We start from the raw sequence: 21,819 nt of genomic DNA, 5'->3' as shown, positions 1-21,819 counted from the left end.
AGCACTTGCTTACGACAAATCTACTTGAGGAAACTGCTTGTAAATTTTAGAGTCAGCAATCAACTTCGCTTCATCTAAGAGTCTTGTGGATTCTTTATTTGCCATCTCAAAGTCAAGATTAGCACTAGTGAGTTGTCCTGTATCTATTATCAATCCACCTAGTACCAAGGACAGTTCACCAAATTGAGAATCAGATGCTGGAAACACTCCAAGCATCTGTGAACGTACGGTTCTCACTAACGATATGGTAGGCGCTAAAACCAATATGATATTTCCAAGCCCAAAAACCGAATCAATGCATCGTCTTACTTGTCTTAGAGATTCCACAGCACATGAAATTTCAGATTCAAAATGTAGATGTGTTTCAAATTCAGTCATAGTATGCTTGTTTTCTCTAGTTTTTTCATAAAGTTTCAAGTTTTTTTTGTTAAGATCAAACTTTTTTTGATTAAGTGTGTCTAATATTCCATCAATTAATTCTGCCGCATAATCAAGTCTTGGCTTTAAAGTACTTGCCCGCGTTATCTGATTTTTTGTCTCGTCATTTATTATCCATTTAGATTCTGTTATCATACCAAACAATGGCCATACTTTTTCTATATCAAATGCTTGTTACATGGAATGATGTCACTACAGTAACACCTGTCACGGATACAGCTCAGTATTTTTTCCAATCTTTGTTCAATGAATTTAGCTATTGACTTTACCTTGTAACTAGCAAATTGGTGGCAATGGTAAAAGGACAGGACTTGGCAGTCAGCCTAGAAGAATTTGGTCTAAGCAAATACGAAGCTCAAGCTTATGTAACTCTAATCACAAAGGGAACAATTTCTGCAGCAGAGCTTGCATACTATTCCAATTTACCAAGAACAAAAGTCTATCCTACATTACTAAAATTAGAAAAGAAAAAGATTGCAATAATATCAAAAACTAAACCAATCATGTGCACCGGAATAGCTCCTGAAGATGCCTTTGATGAACTGGTACAAGAGCACATAAACAAAGTAAATGGCATGAACAATCTTGTAACCAAACTAAAAGAGGTCAGTGAAGACAGTAAAAAGGCAAGAGGTTCAGAAGAAAAACGATATTTCCATCTTACCCCAAACTATGTCTTCAAGCAACTTGAAACAATGATTGAAGGCTCTAAGACTTCGATTCATGCAATAGTTGATTCGTGGGGATTGAATCTTTTTTCACAATGCAAAGAATCCCTCATACATGCGATTAGAAAAAATATAGATATAAAAATAATAATTCCACCAAATCTCGTAGGATCGGAGACATTTAGAACAATTCCTGATGATGTCAAGATAAAGTGCGCAGATGTTTCACAAAATTCAATCATGTTTGACGATTCTGAAATTCTTATGATAAATAGTAATAATGGCAAAGGTGCGATATTTTTGTCAACCGAGGTCTTGGGAACAAATCAGGCCAAAACATTTGAACAAACTTGGAAGAATGCCATCAAAGTAAACAATCTTTCAGACATGACAAAAATTGATGCCCAAGAGACCCTGAAGGTAATTCAAGCCATAAATGAGAACGGGCTTGGCTTTGTACTAAATTCCATACTACAATCTAAAAACAAAGAAATTGACATGCTTGAATTTCTTGAGAAAAACGGTGTGGATTTGGAAGCAAAAACAATTGATGAAATCATTGCTCTTGTTGACTCTACTTTACAAATTACATGTTCAGGACAAGCACATTATGAACCTCAGGGAAATCACATCATAATAGAATCAAAGCTAAACAGCGGACATTCACTTCCCTGGGCTTTATTACTTGATGGATATCTACACAAAAAAGGATTCAAGACAAAGATGATGTACAACAGCCACAATCATAGTGGTGAAAAAATACACATCAAAGTAGATTCAAAGCTAGATTCCAATTAGTTTAGCTTTATAATGTCAAAGAATTTACCAGTTCTGTAAATGGAGATATCCCATGAATTTAATGCAAAACAAATAGAGGAACAAATTAGAAATAAATTTTCTTCATTGGATTTGCAAAAATTAATTTTCGAATCTCCTAACAAGACTAAAAAAATTGCATTTATTGAGGGACCACCAACCATGAATGGCACTCCGCATGCAGGTCACTTGAGAGGCCGTGTAATCAAAGACTTGTGGTATAGATACATGACACTATGTGGAAACAAGGTGATCTTCAATGCAGGGTGGGATACGCAAGGACTACCAGTAGAATTACAAGCAGAAAAGGAGCTTGGCATTTCAGGAAGCAAGTCCGAAGTAATAGAATCTGCAGGAATTGAAAAAATTGTATCAGAGTGCAAAAAAATTGTATTCAAGTTTAATGAAAAGTGGGTAGAGGCAGACAAGCTAATGGGCATGTCGTTTAATCAAGAAAAGGCATACTGGACATACAAGGACGAATACATTGAACGCGAATGGAAGTATCTTAAAAAGGCAAATGAGATTGGCATACTTTCAGAAGATTATAAAATTGTTGCATACTGTCCAAGCTGCCAGACATCACTTAGTCATGCAGAGGTAAATCAAGGGTATGACACAGTTCAAGATCCGTCACTTTACTACAAGGTAAAGATGAGAGGCGAGGATCTGTTTTTGATTGTATGGACTACAATGCCATTTACTTTGGTTACTGATACAATGGTTGGACTAAGCCCTGATGAAAATTATGTGCACGTAAAAGTTGGAGCCGAAACTTGGCTTGTTGGTGAAAAAAGACTAGAAGAATTTATGAAAGAAGCCAAAATTGAAGAGTATACAGTTGTAAAGACAGTAAAGGGCTCTGAGATGGAGGGTAAAAAATACATCCATCCACTCTTAGATGAAATACCCGGACTGAAGGAAAAATCTGCGCTAGAAAAATTTCACATATCAGTGGCAGAAAGTTTTGTTGACATACAAACAGGAAGTGGACTGGTGCACCTTTCTCCTGCAAACGGTGAGGAAGATTTTGAGATTGCAACAAAAAGATCAATTCCAATATTTAACCCAATTAATGATGAAGCCAAATTTACAAAGGACGCTGGTACATATTCAGGATTATTTGTCAGAGATGCAGATGAAAAAATTGTCAATTCCTTGCGTGAAAAAGGTGCTCTAGTAAAAATTGGCAAGATAAAACATCAGTATCCATTATGTTGGAGATCCCAACACAAGCTTTTGTGGCTTGCACGAAGAGGCTTTTTTTATTTTTTAGACAGATTGGATGACAAGGCAATCAAGGCAGCTGAGAATGTAGAATACTTTTTTGATCCTCCAAAAAACAGATTCCTTGAGATAATAAAAGACAAGCACCCATGGTGCATATCACGTGAGAGAATATGGGGATGCCCACTTCCCAGATGGACGTGTAAGAATTGTGGAAACCACAAGTGGTTTTTTTCAAGAAATGAGATAGTTAGTGAGGCATCTGATCTTCCAGACGGGGCAAACTTTGAGCTTCACAGACCTTGGATAGATAAAATAACAATCAAATGCAAAAAATGCGATGCAAAGATGGAAAGAGAGCAATTTGTTTTGGATACATGGCATAACAGCGGTGCAGCACCATATGCATCACTTTCAGATGCAGAGTATGCAGAATACATTCCTGCCGCATTTCTTACAGAGGGAATTGACCAGACAAGAGGATGGGCATACACACTATTGATGGAAAATGTAATCTATAACGATAAACCAGTTTCCCCTTTCAAGTCGTTTTTGTTCCAGGGGCATGTCTTGGACAAAAATGGAAACAAGATGAGTAAGAGTCAGGGAAATGTCTTGGATGCAATTGAGCTTATGACAAAATATCCAGTTGATTTGATAAGACTGTATTTTATTTGGAAGTCTAGCCCAATTGAGCCGCTCAACTTTAGCACAGATGAGCTTGTATCAAGACCATACCAAATTCTAAGCACGTTATATCACCTTCACATTTACTTTAAACAAAATAGTGAATATGACAGGTTTGATAAATCCCACACACTAGAATGGGCAAAAAACAAACATCTTTTAAAATCACCAGAGATTTGGATTTTATCAAAACTTCAAAAACTTATCACCAAAGTCAAAGAACTGCAAGACAAATGCAAATTTCACGAGGCGGCAAAGGCATTAGATGATTTTATCATAAACTCTGTCAGCCAAGTGTACATACCAATCACACGAGAGGATCTTTGGACTGAAGATGATTCTCAACATGAGAGAAGACTAGCAATATACGCAACACTCTCAGAGATTCTCAAAACATTTAATGTCCTGTTGCACCCAATTTGCCCATTTACAACAGAATATCTGTATTCGTCATTTGGGGAAAAAAAGAGCATCCTACTAGAGAATTGGCCCGTACCACAAAAGTCTCTTGTAGATGATTCGGTGGAAGAATCGTTTGATCTGCTAAAAGAGGTCATTTCAATTTCAGCTGCAGCAAGAATGAAGGGCAAGCTAAAGCGCCGATGGCCATTAAACGAGGCAATAATTTGTGTTGAACCATCTCAACAAAAAAAACTTGAATCATTATCTAATCTATTATTATCACAACTAAATGTTGAAAAATATAAAATAATAGAATTGGAAAAAAGTGAAGGCCTTGAGCTTGTTGCTAATTTATTAAAATCCAATCTTCCCATCACTCCAAAAATAGAATTTGACCGAAAGAAGATTGGGCCAAAAGCAAAACAGGACATGGGTAAATTGTTATCAAAATTTGAAACCACTTCTCCACAGCAAATCATAAATGATTTGTTGAAAAAGGGTTCGTATATTTTTGATCTTGGCGGAAATAATCTAGTATTAGATAAAGAAGATTTTGTAATTGATTTTGTAGAACAGGACAAATATGCCATGGCACGTCACGAGTCTCTTATTGTTTTCATATCCACATCAAGAAATAGGGATATGATGGCACGTGGAATGGTAAGAGATGTGGCAAGAAGACTACAGGTTTTAAGAAAAGAACGGGGTTACAATCCAACTGATGTCTTGGAGGCAGCATACATTTTGGATCTTGATGAAGAATCACTTGAGATGATAAAGGAAAAACAAGGTGATCTTGCATTTTTAGTTAGAGTAAAACGAATAGATTTCTCCGACAAGGCCAAAATCTACAAAGAAGATGACATTGATGGACAAAAGATACGTATCTCAGTTGAGTAAAACAAAATGACCAATTATTACTATTGCCTAGGATGTCATAAAATCATCATAAGCAAAGATCGAGATTATGGTCCTAGATGCCCAGCTTGTAAAAAACTACAACATATCTAAGAACAATCTAATAAATCTTAAAAAACCCAAATATCAGATATAAAGATCTGAAGTAATAATGAATACTGATGATACTTTATTAACTTGAAAAATATAATATTATTATAAATAATATGAAAACACTGAATTTACAAAATGTAACTTTTATGGTTGTATCATTAGTATCGTTATTTACAATACACCCTTTGATAGATTGTTTTGGAATAACAGAGGAGTCAGACGAGCGATATTTTTTGAACATCTCAAATTATTCCTATGGTAGTAATAATAATTCCGACGATCAAATCCGTTACCGTTTAATGAAAAAAACACTAGTCACATCCATTATAGAAAACGTATTGGTTAACATGGGAAAAGGTACCTATGCTACAGTTATCAATCAACTTGCTTCAATGCAAAATAGTACCTTGCAAGATTGTTATGATCATCCCGAGTATTTGAAAGGGGTATTAATGCGACATGGTGGAAATATACACAATTCCATTATCAGTTCAATCAAATCAAGGCTAAAGGAATTTGAATATGATAAAGAGATTATTGCTTTTGTGAAGGGAATAAGCGAATAAACTGATTTTAAGATCTATTTAGAACTAAATTTCATGGTAAAGCAAAGCACCCTAGATGGATGGCTCTTAAACCATTTTTCTGAGCTTCTCAAAAAAGGCTCATTACATGTTGCCAAAACCAAAACTCCCATAGTATTATACCGAAACACAATGGAGGAAGAAGGAGAGTCATACCAAGAAACCATCTGTACATTAACTGAAGGATATGTGGTCATTCAGGTCATAACATCGGGAGGAGGAATTGTGCCAAGTGTTCAACAACAGTTGGTTTTTCCAATAGATGAATTTCCAGATTGGTTGATGAGACAAAGCAAAGATCTCTTACAGCGGTGTGTTGATTTTCTTGAAGACCAGTTAAAGTAACTAACAGATAATACATTTTATGTAAAAATCAGAAGCTAATTGGCTCTGTAATTAGTATGATTATTTTTTATTATCTGAGTAGAGCTGGTTCCAAGCTTTTGCGTAACTATCCATCATTATATGAGCTACTCTATCATACGAATCTATTGTAGCAAGCCTATATTGTAGATACATTTTTGCAAAATTTGCTGCCATGTCAATTTGAGACATAGTCATATTGGCAATAGATTTCCAATAAGTATCAAAGGCCTGAAGTGCTTGCTTGTCTATTTCTTTTCCAGAAGAGTCTGCTTCTTTTTTGGCAGTTTTTATTATTTTAGCCATTTCTTGTTTTGTCATCTTTTCTACTCTTGAGATTTCTTCTGTCTTTTTAGTTGTCATTTGATCGTAATTGTTTTACAAGTATTTACGCATGATCAAAGTCATATAATACCATCACAATTTACAGTTACTCCAAATGTTGTACGTAAATCAATATTGCATTATTTTTGTATCTATCATAACTCTTGGAATCACTGCAATGATTCCACCAGTCTTTGCAGATACATTTCAAGTAAGCATCATTCCAGGCTCAGGTCCTAGTGACTATTGCTCAGAGACAGCCACCTGCTTTACTCCAAGCATACTAAATATTTCGCCTGGCGATACCGTGACATGGACAAATAATGACAATGTTGATCACACCATAGTAAATGGTCTGCCATATGCAAACCAAATAGGAACTATATTTGATAGCGGTACTATTGCACCAGGAAAGACATATTCTTTTACTTTCTATAATGCTGGAACATACAAATATTCTGACAAAATCGACAAGTGGATGGTAGGCGAATTAAACGTTAGGCCGTCTCAGCCATCGTCTGCTGTTCCAGAATTTGGCCCTATTGCAGCACTAGTACTTGCAATTTCAATACTGTCAACAATTGTGGTTTCAACAAAGATTCAAGTCCTGTAATAATCATCTAAAGAAAATACCCAACAGAATATAAAGACCATAAAAAAGAAAAGTTTGCATGCGGTTACTAGAATATCAAGCAAAAACATTGTTTGCAGAATATGGAATTCCAATTCCAAAAGGACTGACATCAACTAATATCGATCAGGGAAGAAAAGATGCAGCCACACTTGGTTTTCCATTTGTGATCAAAGCTCAAATGGCAGTTGGCGGAAGAGGAAAGGCTGGAGCAATACAAAAATGTCAAAACGCAGACGAGTTTGAGTTAAAGTATCCAGAAATTATGCAAAAAGTAGTCAAAGGTGAAAAGACAAAAGCAATACTGCTTGAAAAAATGGCCGATATTAAAAAAGAACTTTATCTTTCATTATTTTTAAACAGAGGAAAAAGGTGTTACACCATAATTGCATCAGCAGAAGGTGGTGTAGAAATTGAATCAGTAAAAAATCAAATCATAAAAGAAGTTGGCTTGGGAGATGTTGATACAAAAACTGCTCAAGAAGTGGCACAGTTGATGGGTCTAAAAGAAAAGACAGCATCAGACTTTGTAGACATATTACAAAAATTATCTAAAATTACTACAGAAAAAGAAGCAGAGTTGGCAGAGATAAATCCACTTGCAATACTAGGTGATGGTTCAGTAGTAGCACTAGATGGCAAGGTCATAATTGATGATAACGCCATGTTCAGACACGATGAGTTACGCAGGTTCCAAGAAGTCTCTGATCTTGAAGAGCGTGCAGAAAAAAGTGGCTTTTCACTAGTGGAATTAGATGGAAATATAGCAGTTGTAGGAAACGGCGCTGGATTGGTCATGTCATCACTAGACATGTTATCAGACCATGGTGGAAAACCAGCTTGCTTTTTGGATGTAGGTGGAGGTGCAACAACAGATACTGTTTACGAAGCACTCACTTTGATTAGTAAAATGAAAAAAGTAAAAGGAATCTTGGTAAATCTTTATGGAGGAATTGTAAAAACCACAACAGTTGCAACTGCATTTATCAAAGCATATGAAGACAAAATATTAGATGTTCCAGTCTTTGCAAGAATGTCAGGTGCAGAAGCTGACAAGTCAAAAGAAATGCTAAAAGGTTCTAGAACAAAGATGTTTGATACAGTTGAAGAAGCAATAAATGCCGCAGTAATAGAGGTAAATAAAATTGGTTGATCTTTTTGAACTTTTAATAGGAAAGGAAGGGGATTCGGATTACAAGAAAAAGCCAGTAATCATACAGGGCATAACTGGTAAATTTGGATCATTTCATACACAGCAGATGCTTGCGTATGGAACAAACATTGTAGCTGGAGTAACACCAGGCAAAGGCGGTCAAAAGTTTGAGCAAACACCAATTTACAATACAGTAAAAGAAGCAGTTGATGCAACTGGCGCTAAAATTTCTGTAGTCTTTGTTCCAGCAAAATTCTTTTTGGAAGCTGCAGTTGAAGCACTAGAAGCTGGCATCAAATTACTTATTGCCATTCCAGAGCATGTACCAGTAAGAGATTCCATGAAGACAATTGAGCTTGCCAAGAAAAAAGATGCAATAGTAATTGGTCCAAACACACCTGGAATAATAATTCCAGGTGTTATGAAGATAGGAATCATGCCTGCATCTCCTTTCAAACCAGGCAGAATTGCAGTTTTATCAAGAAGTGGAACTTTGATGTACGAAGTATCATACAATCTATCCCTTGCAAACTTTGGGCAAAGTGTATGCCTTGGAATTGGAGGCGATCCAATCAACGGAACACCGGTAATAGAGGCATTTGAGAGAATTAGAAATGGAGCTAACATTGACGGTGTTGTAGTTGTTGGAGAAATTGGAGGTGATGCCGAGGAAATGCTTGCACAGCACATCATTGATACCAAGTTTGACAAGCCTGTAGTTGCATATATTGCAGGAAGGGCCGCACCAAAGGAAAAAAGAATGGGTCATGCTGGTGCAATAATTTACGGAAATTATGGTTCTGCAGAATCCAAAGTATCCATGTATGCTAAAGCAAACGTTCCAGTAGCAAAAAGACCAGCCGAAGTATCAATGCTATTAGCTGGAAAGCTTGACATAAAAGGTAGAATCAAATAGTGTCACACAGTAGGAAGAGAAAATGCCAATAACAGATCCACTAAAAAAACAAATTGCGCAAAAAGCAAGGCTCCACTTTAAGGTCTGTTTTGCATGTGGTGCAAAAAATCCAATCGGGGCATCAAGATGCCGCAAGTGTCACAACACATACTTGCGTCTCAAAAATAGAACGCTTGGAATTAAAAAGTAAGATTTTAATCCAATTTTTAATTTATAAACTTAAGATTTATTGCAGCTACAATCATCTGACATGAATTTTAATTTATTATTTGCATCATACTTTGCTTGCTGATAATGTGCAATATTTAGAATACGTTCAACTGTTGATTTATCATGCCAAGAGCCTTCAAGAGCAAACCAGCTCTTAATCTCATCAATGTTAAAAATACTCCCACTTTCAAGCATGTTTTGAAATATTCCTTTTATCATGGTTTCATCCTCAGGTTTTAGATGTTTTTTACTTGAAACTGATGTAGTGATCTCGTTTAAACTAATAATGATATTATTTGAAAGTGGCATGTAATGTAATTATATAATATTCTATAAGAAAGTTTTTGAATTTATTTACAAAACCAACAATCATCAAAGATGAAATTGATATACTAGTTCGTGCCATCAAGAATAACTAACACATGAAATCAAAATCAATATGCACATTATTTGGTGTTTTATCACTAGTTGCTACACTTTCATTAGCTCCATCAGTTTTTGGACAATATCAAGAATATGGTTCAAGTAATAACAGTACAGTACACCTAGGCAACATGGGAGTTACTTCTGTAGGAAACATGCCTGTCATGTCCATGATGAAAGCTACAACAAAGGATGGTTCAGAGCAAGTCATAGTAACTTATACACCAAATCCCCCTTCAAGCGGACAGCCACTCTCAATAACATTGACATTCACAGATGCTCAAGGAAATCCAATCAAACATCAAAACTATGCAATATCAGTAACACAAGACGGAAATGAGATATTCTCCAATATTGCAGGGCATACACATACTGGCAATGACATGCAAGTGACCAATAATTTGGCATCTTCTAATCCTATAGATATCAGCATAACACTAAATGGAATCGGATTACCTGGAACAGATCCATCGACTTGGACTGGTACAAAGGGCGAGGTGTTACTCTTTCAAGGTACAGCACAAAATGCAGTTCCAGAATTTGGCCCAGTTGCAGGTATGATTATTGCAATGTCAATTATTGGCGTTGTAGTAATAACAAGAAAATCTAGATTTTCATTTTAATAAAATGATTTGACATTTGAATTATTCATAATTTTAGAATCAATATTTTTGATTTCAATCTATATATTCAGGCAAACACAGACATCAATAGTTTGTTTATCATAAATTTCAAAAACTATGAAGAAGTATCAGGTGCAAATGCCTCTAAACTAGCTAAAATAGCAGAAAAAATTTCAAAAAAATACAAAATAAAAATTGCAGTTGTACCACCACAACACCTTTTATCTGAAATTGCAAAGATTTCCATTCCTGTTTTAGCTCAGCATGTGGATGATGCAAGTACAGGAAGTACAACAGGATTCATAGTTCCAGAGATTATCAAAAAATCAAATGTGAGTGGTTCGCTAATCAATCATAGTGAACACCGTATTTCTGAAAAAGAGATCACAGAATTAGTATCAAGGCTCAAAAAACTAGACATGATTTCAATAGTTTGTGTCAAGGATGTAAATGAGGCAAAAAAATACGCCAAACTAAATCCAGATTATATTGCCATAGAGCCACCAGAATTAATAGGGACGGGTAAGGCTGTTTCAAAAGAAAAACCTGATGTAATTACAAAATCAGTCATGGCAGTAAAACAGGCAAAAAATTCTACAAAATTATTGTGTGGTGCAGGAATAGTGTCAGGCAAAGACGTTACAAAAGCCATGCAACTTGGAGCAAAGGGAATTCTAGTAGCAAGTGGTATTATCAAGGCAAAAAACTGGAATTATATAATAGAAGAGTTTGCATTAGCCATTTCAAAAAACAAGAAAGGTTGATAATCAAACCAGAGTAGGTCGTAATCTGTAGAGATTACACAACTGGGAATAATCATCTGTATTGATCTTATAGAATATTCTCAGCATATTCAGATATGTATTGTGTTTATAATTTATTCATTGTATGTACTGAATAGTGGAACTAGTCGTTGGCTAATACTTGTTTTTGCTTTAGTCTCAATCGGAATGATTGTACACAATGCATTTGCAGATACTTATGTGGATACGATACAAGTGGGCAGTAATCCTTATGGTGTTGACGTTAATTCCAATACAAACAAGATCTATGTTGCTAACTATGGCAGCGGCACAGTCTCTGTAATTAATGGTTCAACTGATAAAGTTGTGAATACAATAGGAGCAAGTAATCCCTTTAGGTTAGCAGTAAATCCTATCACAAACCAGATCTACCTAACAGACAGTAGTGGTCTAGTAGTAATTGATGGAGCAACCAATAGTGTTGTAAGTACAATACCATTAGGAGGTCAACCTTGGGGTGTAGCAGTAAATACAAACACAAACAAGATTTACGTCACTAACAGGGGCAGCAATAGTGTATTTGTGATAGACGGGTCAACTAATAAGGTTACAAATACGATATCACTAGGAAATTATCTTCCTATGTATTTAGCAGTAAATCCATCTACAAACAAGATTTACGTGTCTGCTGGTCTTCAAGTATGTAACCCGGGTCCAAGTGAATGTGCTACCCATACCGTCTTTGTCATTAACGGTTCAAGCAACAGTGTTGCAAATACCATTGCAGTAGGATATTTCCCTGATGGCATTGCTATAATTCCAAACACAAACAAGATCTATGTTGCTAACTATTATGATAGTGACGTATCTGTAATTGATGGAAGATCTGACACTGTTGTAGGTTCAATCCCAGTAGGACAAAACCCGGAAGATATGGCAGCCAATCCTAGTACAAACAAGATCTATGTAGCTAATCTTGGTAACAATAACGTCTCTATAATAAATGGAACAAGTAACACTGTTCTAAAAACAATACCGGTAGGATCTTTTCCTGAAGGTATCGGCGTAAACACAAATACCAACAAGATTTATGTCGCTAACGGGAACAGTGGCACTGTCTCTGTAATAGACGGCAGTTCCTCTAGCACATCCTACGTCTTGGCAGATCAGGCCTCTTGTAACGCAGCTCCATTTTCCGGAACTTGGAATTCCGTTACTTCAACTTGTACTACATCTGGTTTTGGTACTCAAGGTTGGGGAAATATTATAATAATTAATCCTGGCATAGTTCTCAACAACACAGGTACCATTTACACTGTGGGCAGTACTCTTACTAATGACGGCACTATTATCAACAACAGAGGCAGTGAAATTAACAACTCTGGAGGCACCATTGACAATAATGGCGGTATCATTAACAACGGTGGCTCCATTTGGACGAAGGGTGGGTTCATCACCAACAGTGGTACCATTAACAACAACAGTGGTGGTACCATTGACGGTGACGCTACCATTAACAACACCGGTATCATTAACAACTATGCTTCCATTCGCAATCAAAACCCCGGCCCTGGTGGCGGTACCATTAACAACAACGGCGGTACCATTAACAATAAAGGCGGCGCTACCATTCTAGACGCCGAAAGTACCATTAACAACAACAGTGGTGGTAGCATTAACAATGATGGAACCATTACCAACTACGTTTACGGCACCATCAACAACAGCGGCACCATCAACAACAATAGTGGTGGCACCATTAACAACCAAAACAGCAACTATTGCAATATTTGTGGCATCAGTACCATTAACAACAACAGTGGTGGTAGCATTAACAATGATGGAATCATTAACAACTACAGTGACGCTTACATTAACAACAACAGTGGCGCTTACATTAACAACAACGGCACCATTAGCGATTATTGTGGATCTAAATTTAACAACTCGGGTACACTAACTGGTAACCCAGTTCAGAATTTATGCACTGCTCCCGCTGCACCAACTGGCCTAACAGCAAAAGCAATCTCGTCAAGCCAGATTACCATATCATGGACTGCTCCATCAAACAACGGCGGCTCTGCAATTACTGGTTATATGATAGAGAGATCAAATAATACTGGTACTACATGGTCAACTATTGTATCCAATACTGGTTCTACAGCTACAACATACAATGACACTGGACTTGCTCCAAATACAACCTACACCTATCGCGTCTCTGCAATCAATTCAGTTGGCACAAGTTCTCCATCAAATACTTCATCTGCAACAACAGCTAGTACACAACTTTCTCTTATAGTCAAATCAGTTGACCTGTCTGGAAACCCAATCACTGGCATGTCAACAGTAATTCGATATACTAACGGCACTACCATATCTGATACTTTTACACCTGCATTCTTTACGGTTAAATCTGGAACCACGTATGTAGTGCATGTACGAAATTATGGCACTAACGTGTTCAATCACTGGAATGATGGTACCACAAACAGCTACTATACCATCACACCTACACAAAACACCACTTTAACAGCATACTATTCTACAGGTACCACAACCACAACTGCTCCATCTGCACCACAGAATCTGCAGGCAACAAGTGGCAATTCACAAGTTACTCTATCATGGAATATCCCATCATCTAATGGCGGTTCAGCAATTACAAATTATAAAATATACAGGTCAACTAGTTCTGGAACAGAAACATTTCTTGCAACAACTGGAAATGTTCTCTCTTATACAGATGGTACAGTAACTAACGGTCAGACATATTTCTACAAGGTAACAGCAGTAAACTCTGTCGGTGAATCCTCACCATCAAATGAAGCAAGTGCCACACCATCAGGAGGAGCTGGAGTGACAGTCCAGTCCATAGCCCAGAACAACAACCCAATCTACGGAATTTACACATTACTCTGCTCTCAAGGAACGTCAACAAATGCTGATGGTAGCAATAGCTGTGAAACAGGTTCAAGTCGTTTGGGTAGTGGAAACACAACTGTGACCTTCTCTGGATTACCAGCTGGACAAACTTTTGGAGTGGATGTTTACAACAATGCTACCTGTTCATTTAATCACTGGTCAGATAACACTGCGAACACATTCAAGTTCCGTCTCTTCACTGCTACAAACCCGCCCCAAGTTCTGACTGCAGTGTACAGCTGCAGTACAACTGCACCACAACCACCGACTAGTCTTGCAGCTACAGCTGTATCATCATCTCAGATCAATCTAAGCTGGACAGCTCCAAGTAATAACGGTGGATCTGCAATAACTGGCTACAAGATTGAGAGATCAAATAATACTGGAACAACATGGTCTACAATTCAATCAAATACAGCAAACACATCAACAACATATTCTGATACTGGACTGACAGCAAGCACTACATACACATACAGAGTGTCTGCAATAAATTCAGTTGGCACAAGCTCTCCATCAAATACTTCATCTGCAACAACTAGCTCTGCACCTCCAACCACAACTCAGGTAACCATAACTGTCAAATCAGTCAACTTGTCTGGAAATCCAATCACTGGCATGTCAACTGTGATTCGTTATACAAATGGTACCACAATATCAGAGGGCTTTACACCTGTATCATTTACAGTTACATCTGGGACCACATATGTAGTACATGTGCGAGATTACATGACTACTGTATTTAATCACTGGCAAGATGGAAGTACAAACAGCTATTACACCATCACACCTACACAGAATGTTGTTTTGACTGCGTATTATAGTACGCCATAAAAGATGGCACAGGCAAGAATTTTCGTCTGTATTAATGTTCAAGAAAATTATGCGTATAGTCAGATATGTAATGATTCTATTCTAAATACAATTCCATGATATCGATAAAAAAATCTTATCAATTATTTGGGATGCTTGCTATTTTTTTAATCATTCTGACTTCAGCAACAAGTTTAGTTTCTGTAAATGCGTTAACAGCTAACTTGACTAGTTTGACAAATGGTACATTATTGAATGGTTCTGCTACAGTTGGTACTACAAGTACGACAATTTCTAGCAATACTACCCAAACAAACGGAACCATCTCTAGTGGAAATCCAGGAGTACCACTTCCTAACAGTACCACATCTACAGGCATATCAACTACTGTAGCAGGCACCAAAATCTTTGACAATGGTACCATAATTACTTCTGTAAATGGGGTAACTATGACTTTCTTCTTAGATCCCAAGAGACCATCACATCAACACACTGCCCCCAGTGCACCAACAGGACTGAAAGCAACAGATGTCTCTTCATCACAGATCAACTTATCATGGACTGCTCCATCAAACAACGGCGGCTCTGCAATAACAGGTTACAAGATTGAGAGATCAGTTAATGGCGGCACCACCTGGTCTACAATTCAATCAAATACGGCCAACACATCAACAATATATTCTGATACTGGACTTGCAGCTAGTACAACATACGTGTACAGAGTATCTGCAATAAATGCAATAGGTACAAGTTCTCATTCTAATACTGCATCTGCTACAACTAGTGGTGGTACTACCACGCAGATAACCATATCCGTAAACTCTGTTGACATGTCTGGAAACCCAATCACTGGCATGTCAACTGTAATTCGTGATGCCAATGGTAACACAATAGCAGAGGGCTTTACACCTGCCTCCTTTACAGTTACATCTGGAACCACATATGTAGTCCATGTACGAGATTACATGACTACTGTGTTTAATCACTGGAGTGATGGTACCACAAACAGCTACTATACCATCACACCAACACAAAGTGTTACCTTGACTGCTTACTATTCCACTAACGGTCCAGGCCCAACCGTTACATCTGCTCCGCAGAATCTACAAGCAACAGGAGGCAATGCACAAGTATCCCTCTCTTGGACTGCTCCATCAAATGATGGAGGCGCTACAATAACTGGATACAAGATAGAAAGATCAACTGATGGTGGAATTACATGGTCAACCATTGTTTCCAGCACTGGTTCTACTGCAACCACATATTCTGATTCAGGACTTGCGGCTAGTACAACCTACACTTACAGAGTATCTGCAATAAATTCAGCTGGTTCAAGTTCTCCATCAAACACCGCATCTGCAACCACAAATAGTACAATTAACCAAGTACAGTCTGGTCTTGTTGCAAGTGATTCGTTAACAAATGAGACAGAAACACAGCAACAGCTTCAAGCCAATCACGGATATTGGTTTTATTTTGGAGATGCTCCTGCTGAAAATGCACCATATAGCTTTTCTAGAGACAATCAAGGTCTTCACATTGGGATACAGGCACCTGCTGACACACAATGGGCTGGATTTTATGCTGAGAGTCCAACTCATAACGCACAACTATGGCATGCAGTCATAACAGATCCTGTTAGGACTACACCAAGTCAGTTTTACGATAATGGTATGTACATACAGACCTATAATGGAAGCATAAACTATGTTACATGTGCTGCTCTTACAAATACTCAAGCAACTGTTTGGGATGTGGTCAATGCAACAGGCAATACCACTCAGGTCACAAAATTTAGTGTGCTATACCTGGATAATAGTCCCAACCAGCCACTAACACGCGCCTGTACTATAATAACAAACGGCAGCAACTATCTCAAAGTGTACCTTGATGGAGTCAACGTATACGAAAATCACAATATGAACTTGAAGATGGCTGCACCGTTTAATGCATATCTTGAGCCAGAGACATCATCTGCAAGTCAAATGTTTATTGGAACGTTTCAGGACTATTATGTAACATTAGATGAAAATATCAACATGACTCATTTGCCAAGTAATGCTGCAAGAGTTGATGTTGTAAATTCAACTGGAAATGTACTTGCCACAAGTCAAGTTTTAAGCGGAGCCGCCACACTAAATATTGGACAGTATCATTTCCCCTTGGCTGCCACCATCAAGGTCTATGATTCAAGCAATACCCTGATTGCATCAGATTCTGCTAAATTTTATGGCGGTGATGTATATTCTATAACCACATCTTCCAGTGCCACAGCATCTAGTGCACCAACCGGACTGACAGCCACTGCTGGTAACTCCCAAGTCTCTCTAGCATGGACTGTGCCATCAAGTAATGGTGACTCTGCAATAACAGGATACAACATTTACCGTGGCACAACATCGGGTGGTGAGGGTACAACACCCATTGGCACCGTAAGTGGTTCTACACTTTCCTATACCGATACTGGGCTAACAAACGGTATAACATATTTCTACAAGGTAACAGCTGTGAACTCTGTTGGCGAATCTGTACCATCAAATGAAGCAAGTGCAACACCAATTGCTCCAACAACACAGGTAACCATATCTGTAAAATCAGTAGACTTATCCGGAAACCCAATCACTGGCATGTCAGTTGTAATTCGATATACTAACGGTACTATCATATCTGATACTTTTACACCAGCATCATTCACAGTTACATCTGGAACCACATATGTTGTCCATGTACGAAACTATGGTACTAACGTGTTCAATCACTGGCAAGACGGCACAACAAACAGCTATTACACCATTACACCTACACAGAATGTTATCTTGACTGCTTACTATAGTACTTCATAATCCTATACAAGATTACAGTTGGTGTTTTACTATTCAAGATTTTCCAACCCAACCTGCAAAAATATTTGGGATTGAATTTGAACCAAGTGTTTTTGTATATGTTTAGTCTTAGTATTGCCTATAGTTTTTCATTAGGCATGAAAAGAAGACTATATCATCCTTAATTTTATAAAAGGATAGAAAAATTTCGTAGATGGTATGAATACATCTTTTGTGTCACTTTTAACTTTATCATGCTTTCAAAAAAGGCCAGGCTTTATTGAATCACAGCATCATATATTACACCAGATAATTAAATTACGAGGTATATAATATGAAATCAGTTTATTTTTTCAACGAAGGTGATGGTAATAATAAAAAATTGTTTGGTGGAAAAGGGGCAGGTTTAGCAGAGATGACAAAGCTTGGCCTACCAGTGCCACCAGGTTTTACAATTACCACAGAGGTTTGCAATTGGTATTATTCCAATGGCAAAAAATTGCCACGCACTCTAATGAGTGATGTCAAGAAAAATATTGCAAAAATAGAAAAGAAAACCAATAAAAAATTTGGTTTGATTGAAAATCCACTTTTGGTGTCAGTAAGATCAGGTGCTGCCATTTCCATGCCAGGAATGATGGATACAATTCTAAACCTGGGATTGAACGATAAAACGGTGATTGGTCTTGCAAAAAAAAGTAACAATCCACGATTTGCATGGGATTCTTATCGTAGGTTTCTCCAGTTGTTTGGAAAGGTAGTTTTTGGAATTAATGATGAAAAATTCAATCTAGTTCTAGAGAAAGCAAAACACACCCAAGGAGTACTATTAGACAGCGACCTTAACGAGGATTCTCTCAAAAATATAGTTACGGAATACAAGGCAATATGCGAAAATCATACCAGAAAACCATTTCCAGAGGATCCATACAAGCAGTTAGAATTAGCAATTGAGGCTGTTTTTAGAAGCTGGATGGGAGAACGAGCAGTAGTATATCGAGAAAAATACAAAATTACAAAGGATGTCGCAAATGGGACTGCAGTAAATGTTGTTACCATGGTCTTTGGAAACATGGGAAATGATAGTGCCACAGGAGTTGTGTTTACACGAAATCCTGGAGATGGGACAAAAAAAATATTTGGAGAATATCTTGTTAATGCACAAGGAGAAGATGTCGTAGCAGGAATACGAACCGGACAACCAATAGATAATTTAGCAAAAGAATTACCAAAAACTTTTGCACAGCTCATAAAAACATGTGAGAAACTTGAGAGACACTACAAGGAACCACAGGATCTAGAGTTTACAATGGAACAAGGCAAGTTCTACATGTTACAAACACGTTCTGCAAAAATGAATGCAATTGGAATGATTAAAACATCTGTTGACATGGTAAAAGAGAAATTAATTTCAAAAGATAGAGCAATACTTAGACTACAACCAGAACAACTAGACCAGTTATTACACAAAACTATTGATTCTGTAGCAGCAAAAAGTTATCCATCTATAGTAAAAGGAATTGCAGCATCACCAGGTGCAGCCACTGGAATAGTGGTGTTTGATGTAAAAAAAGCTGTAACAATGGGAGAGAGCGGAGTCAAGGTAATACTTGTAAGAGAAGAGACAAAGCCGGAGGATGTTCCTGCATTTTTTGCATCAGTTGGAATTCTCACTAGTAGGGGTGGAAAGACATCTCATGCTGCAGTTGTAGCACGTGGAATGGGCAAGCCATGCATTGTTGGGTGTTCTGATATGAAGATAGATTATATGTCAAAAAAATTCCAGGTAGAAGGTAAAACAGTACTTGAAGGCGATGTAATTACAATAGATGGTAGTGATGGCCATGTTTTCATGGGTGAGGTGCCAACAATAGAGCCCAAAATTACAGAGGATTTTAGAACCATACTAGGCTGGTCAGAAAAGATAAAGAGGTTAGGAATAAGAGCAAATGCAGATACGCCCGAGGGAGCAAGACTTGCAAGAGAGTATGGTGCAAAGGGAATAGGTCTGTGTAGAACGGAAAGGATGTTCAATGCTCAGGATAGACTTGGCCTTTTTGTTGATATGATAATGACACAAACAGTTGAGGAAAGAAAAGTAGTGTTAGAAAAATTAATGGTTCTACAAAAAAGCGATTTTAAAGAAATTCTAAAGGAAATGAAAGGACATCATGTCACCATACGATTATTAGATCCACCATTACACGAGTTTCTTCCAAACATTGAAGAGTTAATCAACAAGATGCATTTGCTTGAAAGGCAAAACAATTCTGGTGAAATTGAGATTACCAAAAAAATCTTTAATCGTGCAAGAGAACTTGCCGAAATCAACCCCATGATGGGTCATCGCGGCGTCAGACTAGGTATTACATTTCCTGAGATTTATGAGATGCAAATTAAAGCAGTTTGCGAGGCAGTTGCTGAGCTTGTAAAAGATAAAGTAGATGCACGTGCACAAATAATGGTACCGCAGGTTGGGATTGTTACAGAGCTGGAACAAATTAAGAAAATATATGATTATATAAAATCTGATGTGGAATCAAGATATAAAATAAAATTAAAGATAAACTTTGGAACAATGCTTGAAGTTGTAAGAGGATGTCTTACTGCAGATGAGATGGCCAAAACTGCAGAATTTTTTAGTTTTGGTACAAATGACTTGTCGCAGGCAGTTTTTAGCTTTAGCAGAGAAGATGCAGAAGGCAAATTCCTTCCAGAATACCTAGAAAAAGAGATTCTTGTTGAAAATCCCTTCCAATCCCTTGATGTAAATGGTGTAGGAAGCTTGATGCAAATTGCCATAGCAAAGGGAAGAAGCATCAAGCCAAATCTTGAGATTGGGATCTGTGGCGAGCATGGAGGAGACCCAAACTCAATTAAATTCTGCCACAATGCCAGACTTAGCTATGTTAGTGCCTCATCACACAGAATTCCTATTGCAATTCTTGCGGCAGCACAAGCTGTACTTTTAGAAAAATTAGAAAAAAATAAATCAAAAACTAGTAGATCAAAAAAGAAGCGATAAGATACCAGTATGGATTTGTTTTTTATTTATGCCATGCCTATGCTTTTTCTAATTAATTTTCCCACATTTCTTATTGTCACACTACTAATCCCAGACGCATCTGCAATTTTTTTCTGAGTAGCACTCTCCTCATTAATTATAGAGGAAAGATACAGCGCAGAGGCTGCAAGTGACATTGGGTTTTTTCCATCTGTGATTCCTTTTTCTTTTGCTTTGAATAATATATCCAGCGCACCTCTTTTTGTTTTTTCGTTTAGACCCACAGTACTTGATATTCTAGTTACAAAGTCAGTTGAATCATAAGATTCCAGTTGTAGCCCTAGTGCGTTAAATAATGTTCTGTAATGTCTAGAAAGATCTTTGACTGTAATGTTTCCAGCACTTGCAATATCTTGTAGTGTCCTTGGTGCATTTGTCTCTCTGCATGCAGCATAAAGTGATGCCAACATTATTCCTGCAATGGTTCTGCCTTGTGTGATTTTTTTTGTCAGTGCTTTTCTGTACAGATAAGCAGCCCTTTCTACAATTGTATCAGAGAGGTCAAGTTTTGATTTTAGTGTATTAAGAATCACAAATGCTGATCGTAGACTTCGCTCAGTTGAATCAGTTTTGCTTCTACTGTCCCATGTCCGCAGTCTATTGAAAGTATATTTCATGGATGATGATATTGAATTACCTGCAGCATCTTTATCTTGAGAACCAATTACCGTAGACAAACCCTTGTCATCTATGGATAGAGCTGATCCTACACCAGTTCTGCTTCTCTCATGGTATTGTTCCAAACTAAACGAATGCTGTTCAGGGCCTGAATCTTCAACTTTGTCTGCTAGGACAAATCCACAGCTGCCACAGAAAATCTCACCACGAACACTGTCAGTGATTAATGGTCCGTGGATCCCATTATTATGAGTACAAATTTGTGGAAACTTGGTTGACTCCTCGTGTACTAGCACTTGCTTGTTGGGTTTATTTTTCACTATCATTTGTATAGTAACTATACACTTGTAACTATTTA

18 protein-coding genes are annotated in these 21,819 nt (G+C 37.4%); 13 read left to right on the top strand and 5 right to left on the bottom strand.

Going from position 1 to position 21,819, the window contains the following annotated elements; genetic code table 11:
- Positions 1-9: 9 nt before the first annotated feature.
- On the bottom strand, positions 10-573 hold the full coding sequence (locus VEU72_10090; protein HYL67483.1) for a hypothetical protein: 564 nt from the start codon (positions 571-573) through the stop codon (positions 10-12).
- A 158-nt stretch (positions 574-731) separates the two neighbouring features.
- On the opposite strand from VEU72_10090, the gene VEU72_10085 reads away from it, so the two are divergent.
- From VEU72_10085 to VEU72_10070, 4 genes are all read left to right on the top strand, one after another.
- The gene (locus VEU72_10085) at positions 732-1,904 is read left to right on the top strand and encodes a helix-turn-helix domain-containing protein (protein HYL67482.1); all 1,173 of its coding nucleotides are present in this window, start codon (positions 732-734) and stop codon (positions 1,902-1,904) included.
- A 39-nt stretch (positions 1,905-1,943) separates the two neighbouring features.
- Positions 1,944-5,138 carry an isoleucine--tRNA ligase gene (gene ileS / locus VEU72_10080; GenBank protein HYL67481.1) on the top strand — a complete coding sequence of 1,065 codons (3,195 nt, stop codon included), beginning with the start codon at positions 1,944-1,946 and terminating at the stop codon, positions 5,136-5,138.
- A 410-nt stretch (positions 5,139-5,548) separates the two neighbouring features.
- Positions 5,549-5,815 (top strand): hypothetical protein, encoded by a 267-nt coding sequence (locus VEU72_10075; GenBank protein ID HYL67480.1) that lies wholly within the window; start codon positions 5,549-5,551, stop codon positions 5,813-5,815.
- Positions 5,816-5,848: 33 nt separating this feature from the next.
- Entirely contained in the window at positions 5,849-6,178 is a 330-nt protein-coding gene (locus tag VEU72_10070) for a hypothetical protein (protein HYL67479.1), read from the top strand.
- Between the two features lie 60 nt (positions 6,179-6,238).
- Here VEU72_10070 and VEU72_10065 read toward each other — a convergent pair whose 3' ends face one another.
- Positions 6,239-6,559 (bottom strand): hypothetical protein, encoded by a 321-nt coding sequence (locus tag VEU72_10065; protein HYL67478.1) that lies wholly within the window; start codon positions 6,557-6,559, stop codon positions 6,239-6,241.
- Positions 6,560-6,635: 76 nt separating this feature from the next.
- On the opposite strand from VEU72_10065, the gene VEU72_10060 reads away from it, so the two are divergent.
- The 4 genes from VEU72_10060 to VEU72_10045 are packed head-to-tail and all read left to right on the top strand — an operon-like array spanning position 6,636 to position 9,410.
- On the top strand, positions 6,636-7,133 hold the full coding sequence (locus VEU72_10060) for a PEFG-CTERM sorting domain-containing protein (protein HYL67477.1): 498 nt from the start codon (positions 6,636-6,638) through the stop codon (positions 7,131-7,133).
- A 58-nt stretch (positions 7,134-7,191) separates the two neighbouring features.
- Positions 7,192-8,304: an ATP-grasp domain-containing protein gene (locus VEU72_10055; protein HYL67476.1), complete on the top strand. Its 1,113-nt coding sequence runs from the start codon at positions 7,192-7,194 to the stop codon at positions 8,302-8,304.
- Complete coding sequence (gene sucD, locus VEU72_10050; protein HYL67475.1) at positions 8,297-9,220, top strand: succinate--CoA ligase subunit alpha; 924 nt, start codon at positions 8,297-8,299, stop codon at positions 9,218-9,220. The genes VEU72_10055 and sucD overlap by 8 nt, the downstream gene beginning before the upstream one ends.
- Before the next feature lie 22 nt (positions 9,221-9,242).
- Positions 9,243-9,410, top strand: coding sequence for a 50S ribosomal protein L40e (locus tag VEU72_10045; GenBank protein HYL67474.1), 168 nt, complete (start codon positions 9,243-9,245; stop codon positions 9,408-9,410).
- A gap of 29 nt (positions 9,411-9,439) precedes the next feature.
- Here VEU72_10045 and VEU72_10040 read toward each other — a convergent pair whose 3' ends face one another.
- Positions 9,440-9,739 carry a hypothetical protein gene (locus VEU72_10040; protein HYL67473.1) on the bottom strand — a complete coding sequence of 100 codons (300 nt, stop codon included), beginning with the start codon at positions 9,737-9,739 and terminating at the stop codon, positions 9,440-9,442.
- 113 nt (positions 9,740-9,852) lie between these two features.
- Between VEU72_10040 and VEU72_10035 the strand changes: the two genes are divergently transcribed.
- The 3 genes from VEU72_10035 to VEU72_10025 all read left to right on the top strand — a co-directional run bounded on the left by VEU72_10035 (position 9,853) and on the right by VEU72_10025 (position 14,978).
- A complete protein-coding gene (locus tag VEU72_10035) occupies positions 9,853-10,476 on the top strand; it encodes a hypothetical protein (protein HYL67472.1) in 624 nt (207 codons plus the stop codon).
- Between the two features lie 92 nt (positions 10,477-10,568).
- Positions 10,569-11,240, top strand: a complete 672-nt coding sequence (gene tpiA / locus VEU72_10030) for a triose-phosphate isomerase (GenBank protein HYL67471.1) — start codon at positions 10,569-10,571, stop codon at positions 11,238-11,240.
- Positions 11,241-11,360: 120 nt separating this feature from the next.
- A complete protein-coding gene (locus VEU72_10025; protein HYL67470.1) occupies positions 11,361-14,978 on the top strand; it encodes a fibronectin type III domain-containing protein in 3,618 nt (1,205 codons plus the stop codon).
- Positions 14,979-15,096: 118 nt separating this feature from the next.
- Here VEU72_10025 and VEU72_10020 read toward each other — a convergent pair whose 3' ends face one another.
- A complete protein-coding gene (locus VEU72_10020; GenBank protein HYL67469.1) occupies positions 15,097-15,429 on the bottom strand; it encodes a hypothetical protein in 333 nt (110 codons plus the stop codon).
- On the opposite strand from VEU72_10020, the gene VEU72_10015 reads away from it, so the two are divergent.
- Both VEU72_10015 and ppdK read left to right on the top strand, forming a co-directional pair.
- Complete coding sequence (locus VEU72_10015; GenBank protein HYL67468.1) at positions 15,407-17,800, top strand: fibronectin type III domain-containing protein; 2,394 nt, start codon at positions 15,407-15,409, stop codon at positions 17,798-17,800. The genes VEU72_10020 and VEU72_10015 overlap by 23 nt on opposite strands.
- Positions 17,801-18,113: 313 nt before the next feature.
- The gene (gene ppdK, locus VEU72_10010) at positions 18,114-20,804 is read left to right on the top strand and encodes a pyruvate, phosphate dikinase (protein ID HYL67467.1); all 2,691 of its coding nucleotides are present in this window, start codon (positions 18,114-18,116) and stop codon (positions 20,802-20,804) included.
- 26 nt (positions 20,805-20,830) lie between these two features.
- Here ppdK and VEU72_10005 read toward each other — a convergent pair whose 3' ends face one another.
- Positions 20,831-21,787 carry a transcription initiation factor TFIIIB gene (locus VEU72_10005; GenBank protein HYL67466.1) on the bottom strand — a complete coding sequence of 319 codons (957 nt, stop codon included), beginning with the start codon at positions 21,785-21,787 and terminating at the stop codon, positions 20,831-20,833.
- Positions 21,788-21,819: the final 32 nt, after the last annotated feature.

The sequence above is a fragment of the Nitrosopumilaceae archaeon genome, from assembly GCA_035631875.1.
Classification (GTDB): Archaea; Thermoproteota; Nitrososphaeria; order Nitrososphaerales; family Nitrosopumilaceae; genus TA-20.
The sequence above is the reverse complement of the archived record's forward strand: the minus strand, read 5'-3'. Positions and strand labels throughout refer to the sequence as shown.

Coding starts and splice junctions, on each gene's coding strand:
- VEU72_10090 (HYL67483.1), bottom strand. CDS start 573: ATGATAACAGAATCTAAATGGATAATAAATGACGAGACAAAAAATCAG.
- VEU72_10085 (HYL67482.1), top strand. CDS start 732: ATGGTAAAAGGACAGGACTTGGCAGTCAGCCTAGAAGAATTTGGTCTA.
- ileS (HYL67481.1), top strand. CDS start 1,944: ATGGAGATATCCCATGAATTTAATGCAAAACAAATAGAGGAACAAATT.
- VEU72_10075 (HYL67480.1), top strand. CDS start 5,549: ATGAAAAAAACACTAGTCACATCCATTATAGAAAACGTATTGGTTAAC.
- VEU72_10070 (HYL67479.1), top strand. CDS start 5,849: ATGGTAAAGCAAAGCACCCTAGATGGATGGCTCTTAAACCATTTTTCT.
- VEU72_10065 (HYL67478.1), bottom strand. CDS start 6,559: ATGACAACTAAAAAGACAGAAGAAATCTCAAGAGTAGAAAAGATGACA.
- VEU72_10060 (HYL67477.1), top strand. CDS start 6,636: ATGTTGTACGTAAATCAATATTGCATTATTTTTGTATCTATCATAACT.
- VEU72_10055 (HYL67476.1), top strand. CDS start 7,192: ATGCGGTTACTAGAATATCAAGCAAAAACATTGTTTGCAGAATATGGA.
- VEU72_10045 (HYL67474.1), top strand. CDS start 9,243: ATGCCAATAACAGATCCACTAAAAAAACAAATTGCGCAAAAAGCAAGG.
- VEU72_10040 (HYL67473.1), bottom strand. CDS start 9,739: ATGCCACTTTCAAATAATATCATTATTAGTTTAAACGAGATCACTACA.
- VEU72_10035 (HYL67472.1), top strand. CDS start 9,853: ATGAAATCAAAATCAATATGCACATTATTTGGTGTTTTATCACTAGTT.
- VEU72_10015 (HYL67468.1), top strand. CDS start 15,407: ATGACTTTCTTCTTAGATCCCAAGAGACCATCACATCAACACACTGCC.
- ppdK (HYL67467.1), top strand. CDS start 18,114: ATGAAATCAGTTTATTTTTTCAACGAAGGTGATGGTAATAATAAAAAA.
- VEU72_10005 (HYL67466.1), bottom strand. CDS start 21,787: ATGATAGTGAAAAATAAACCCAACAAGCAAGTGCTAGTACACGAGGAG.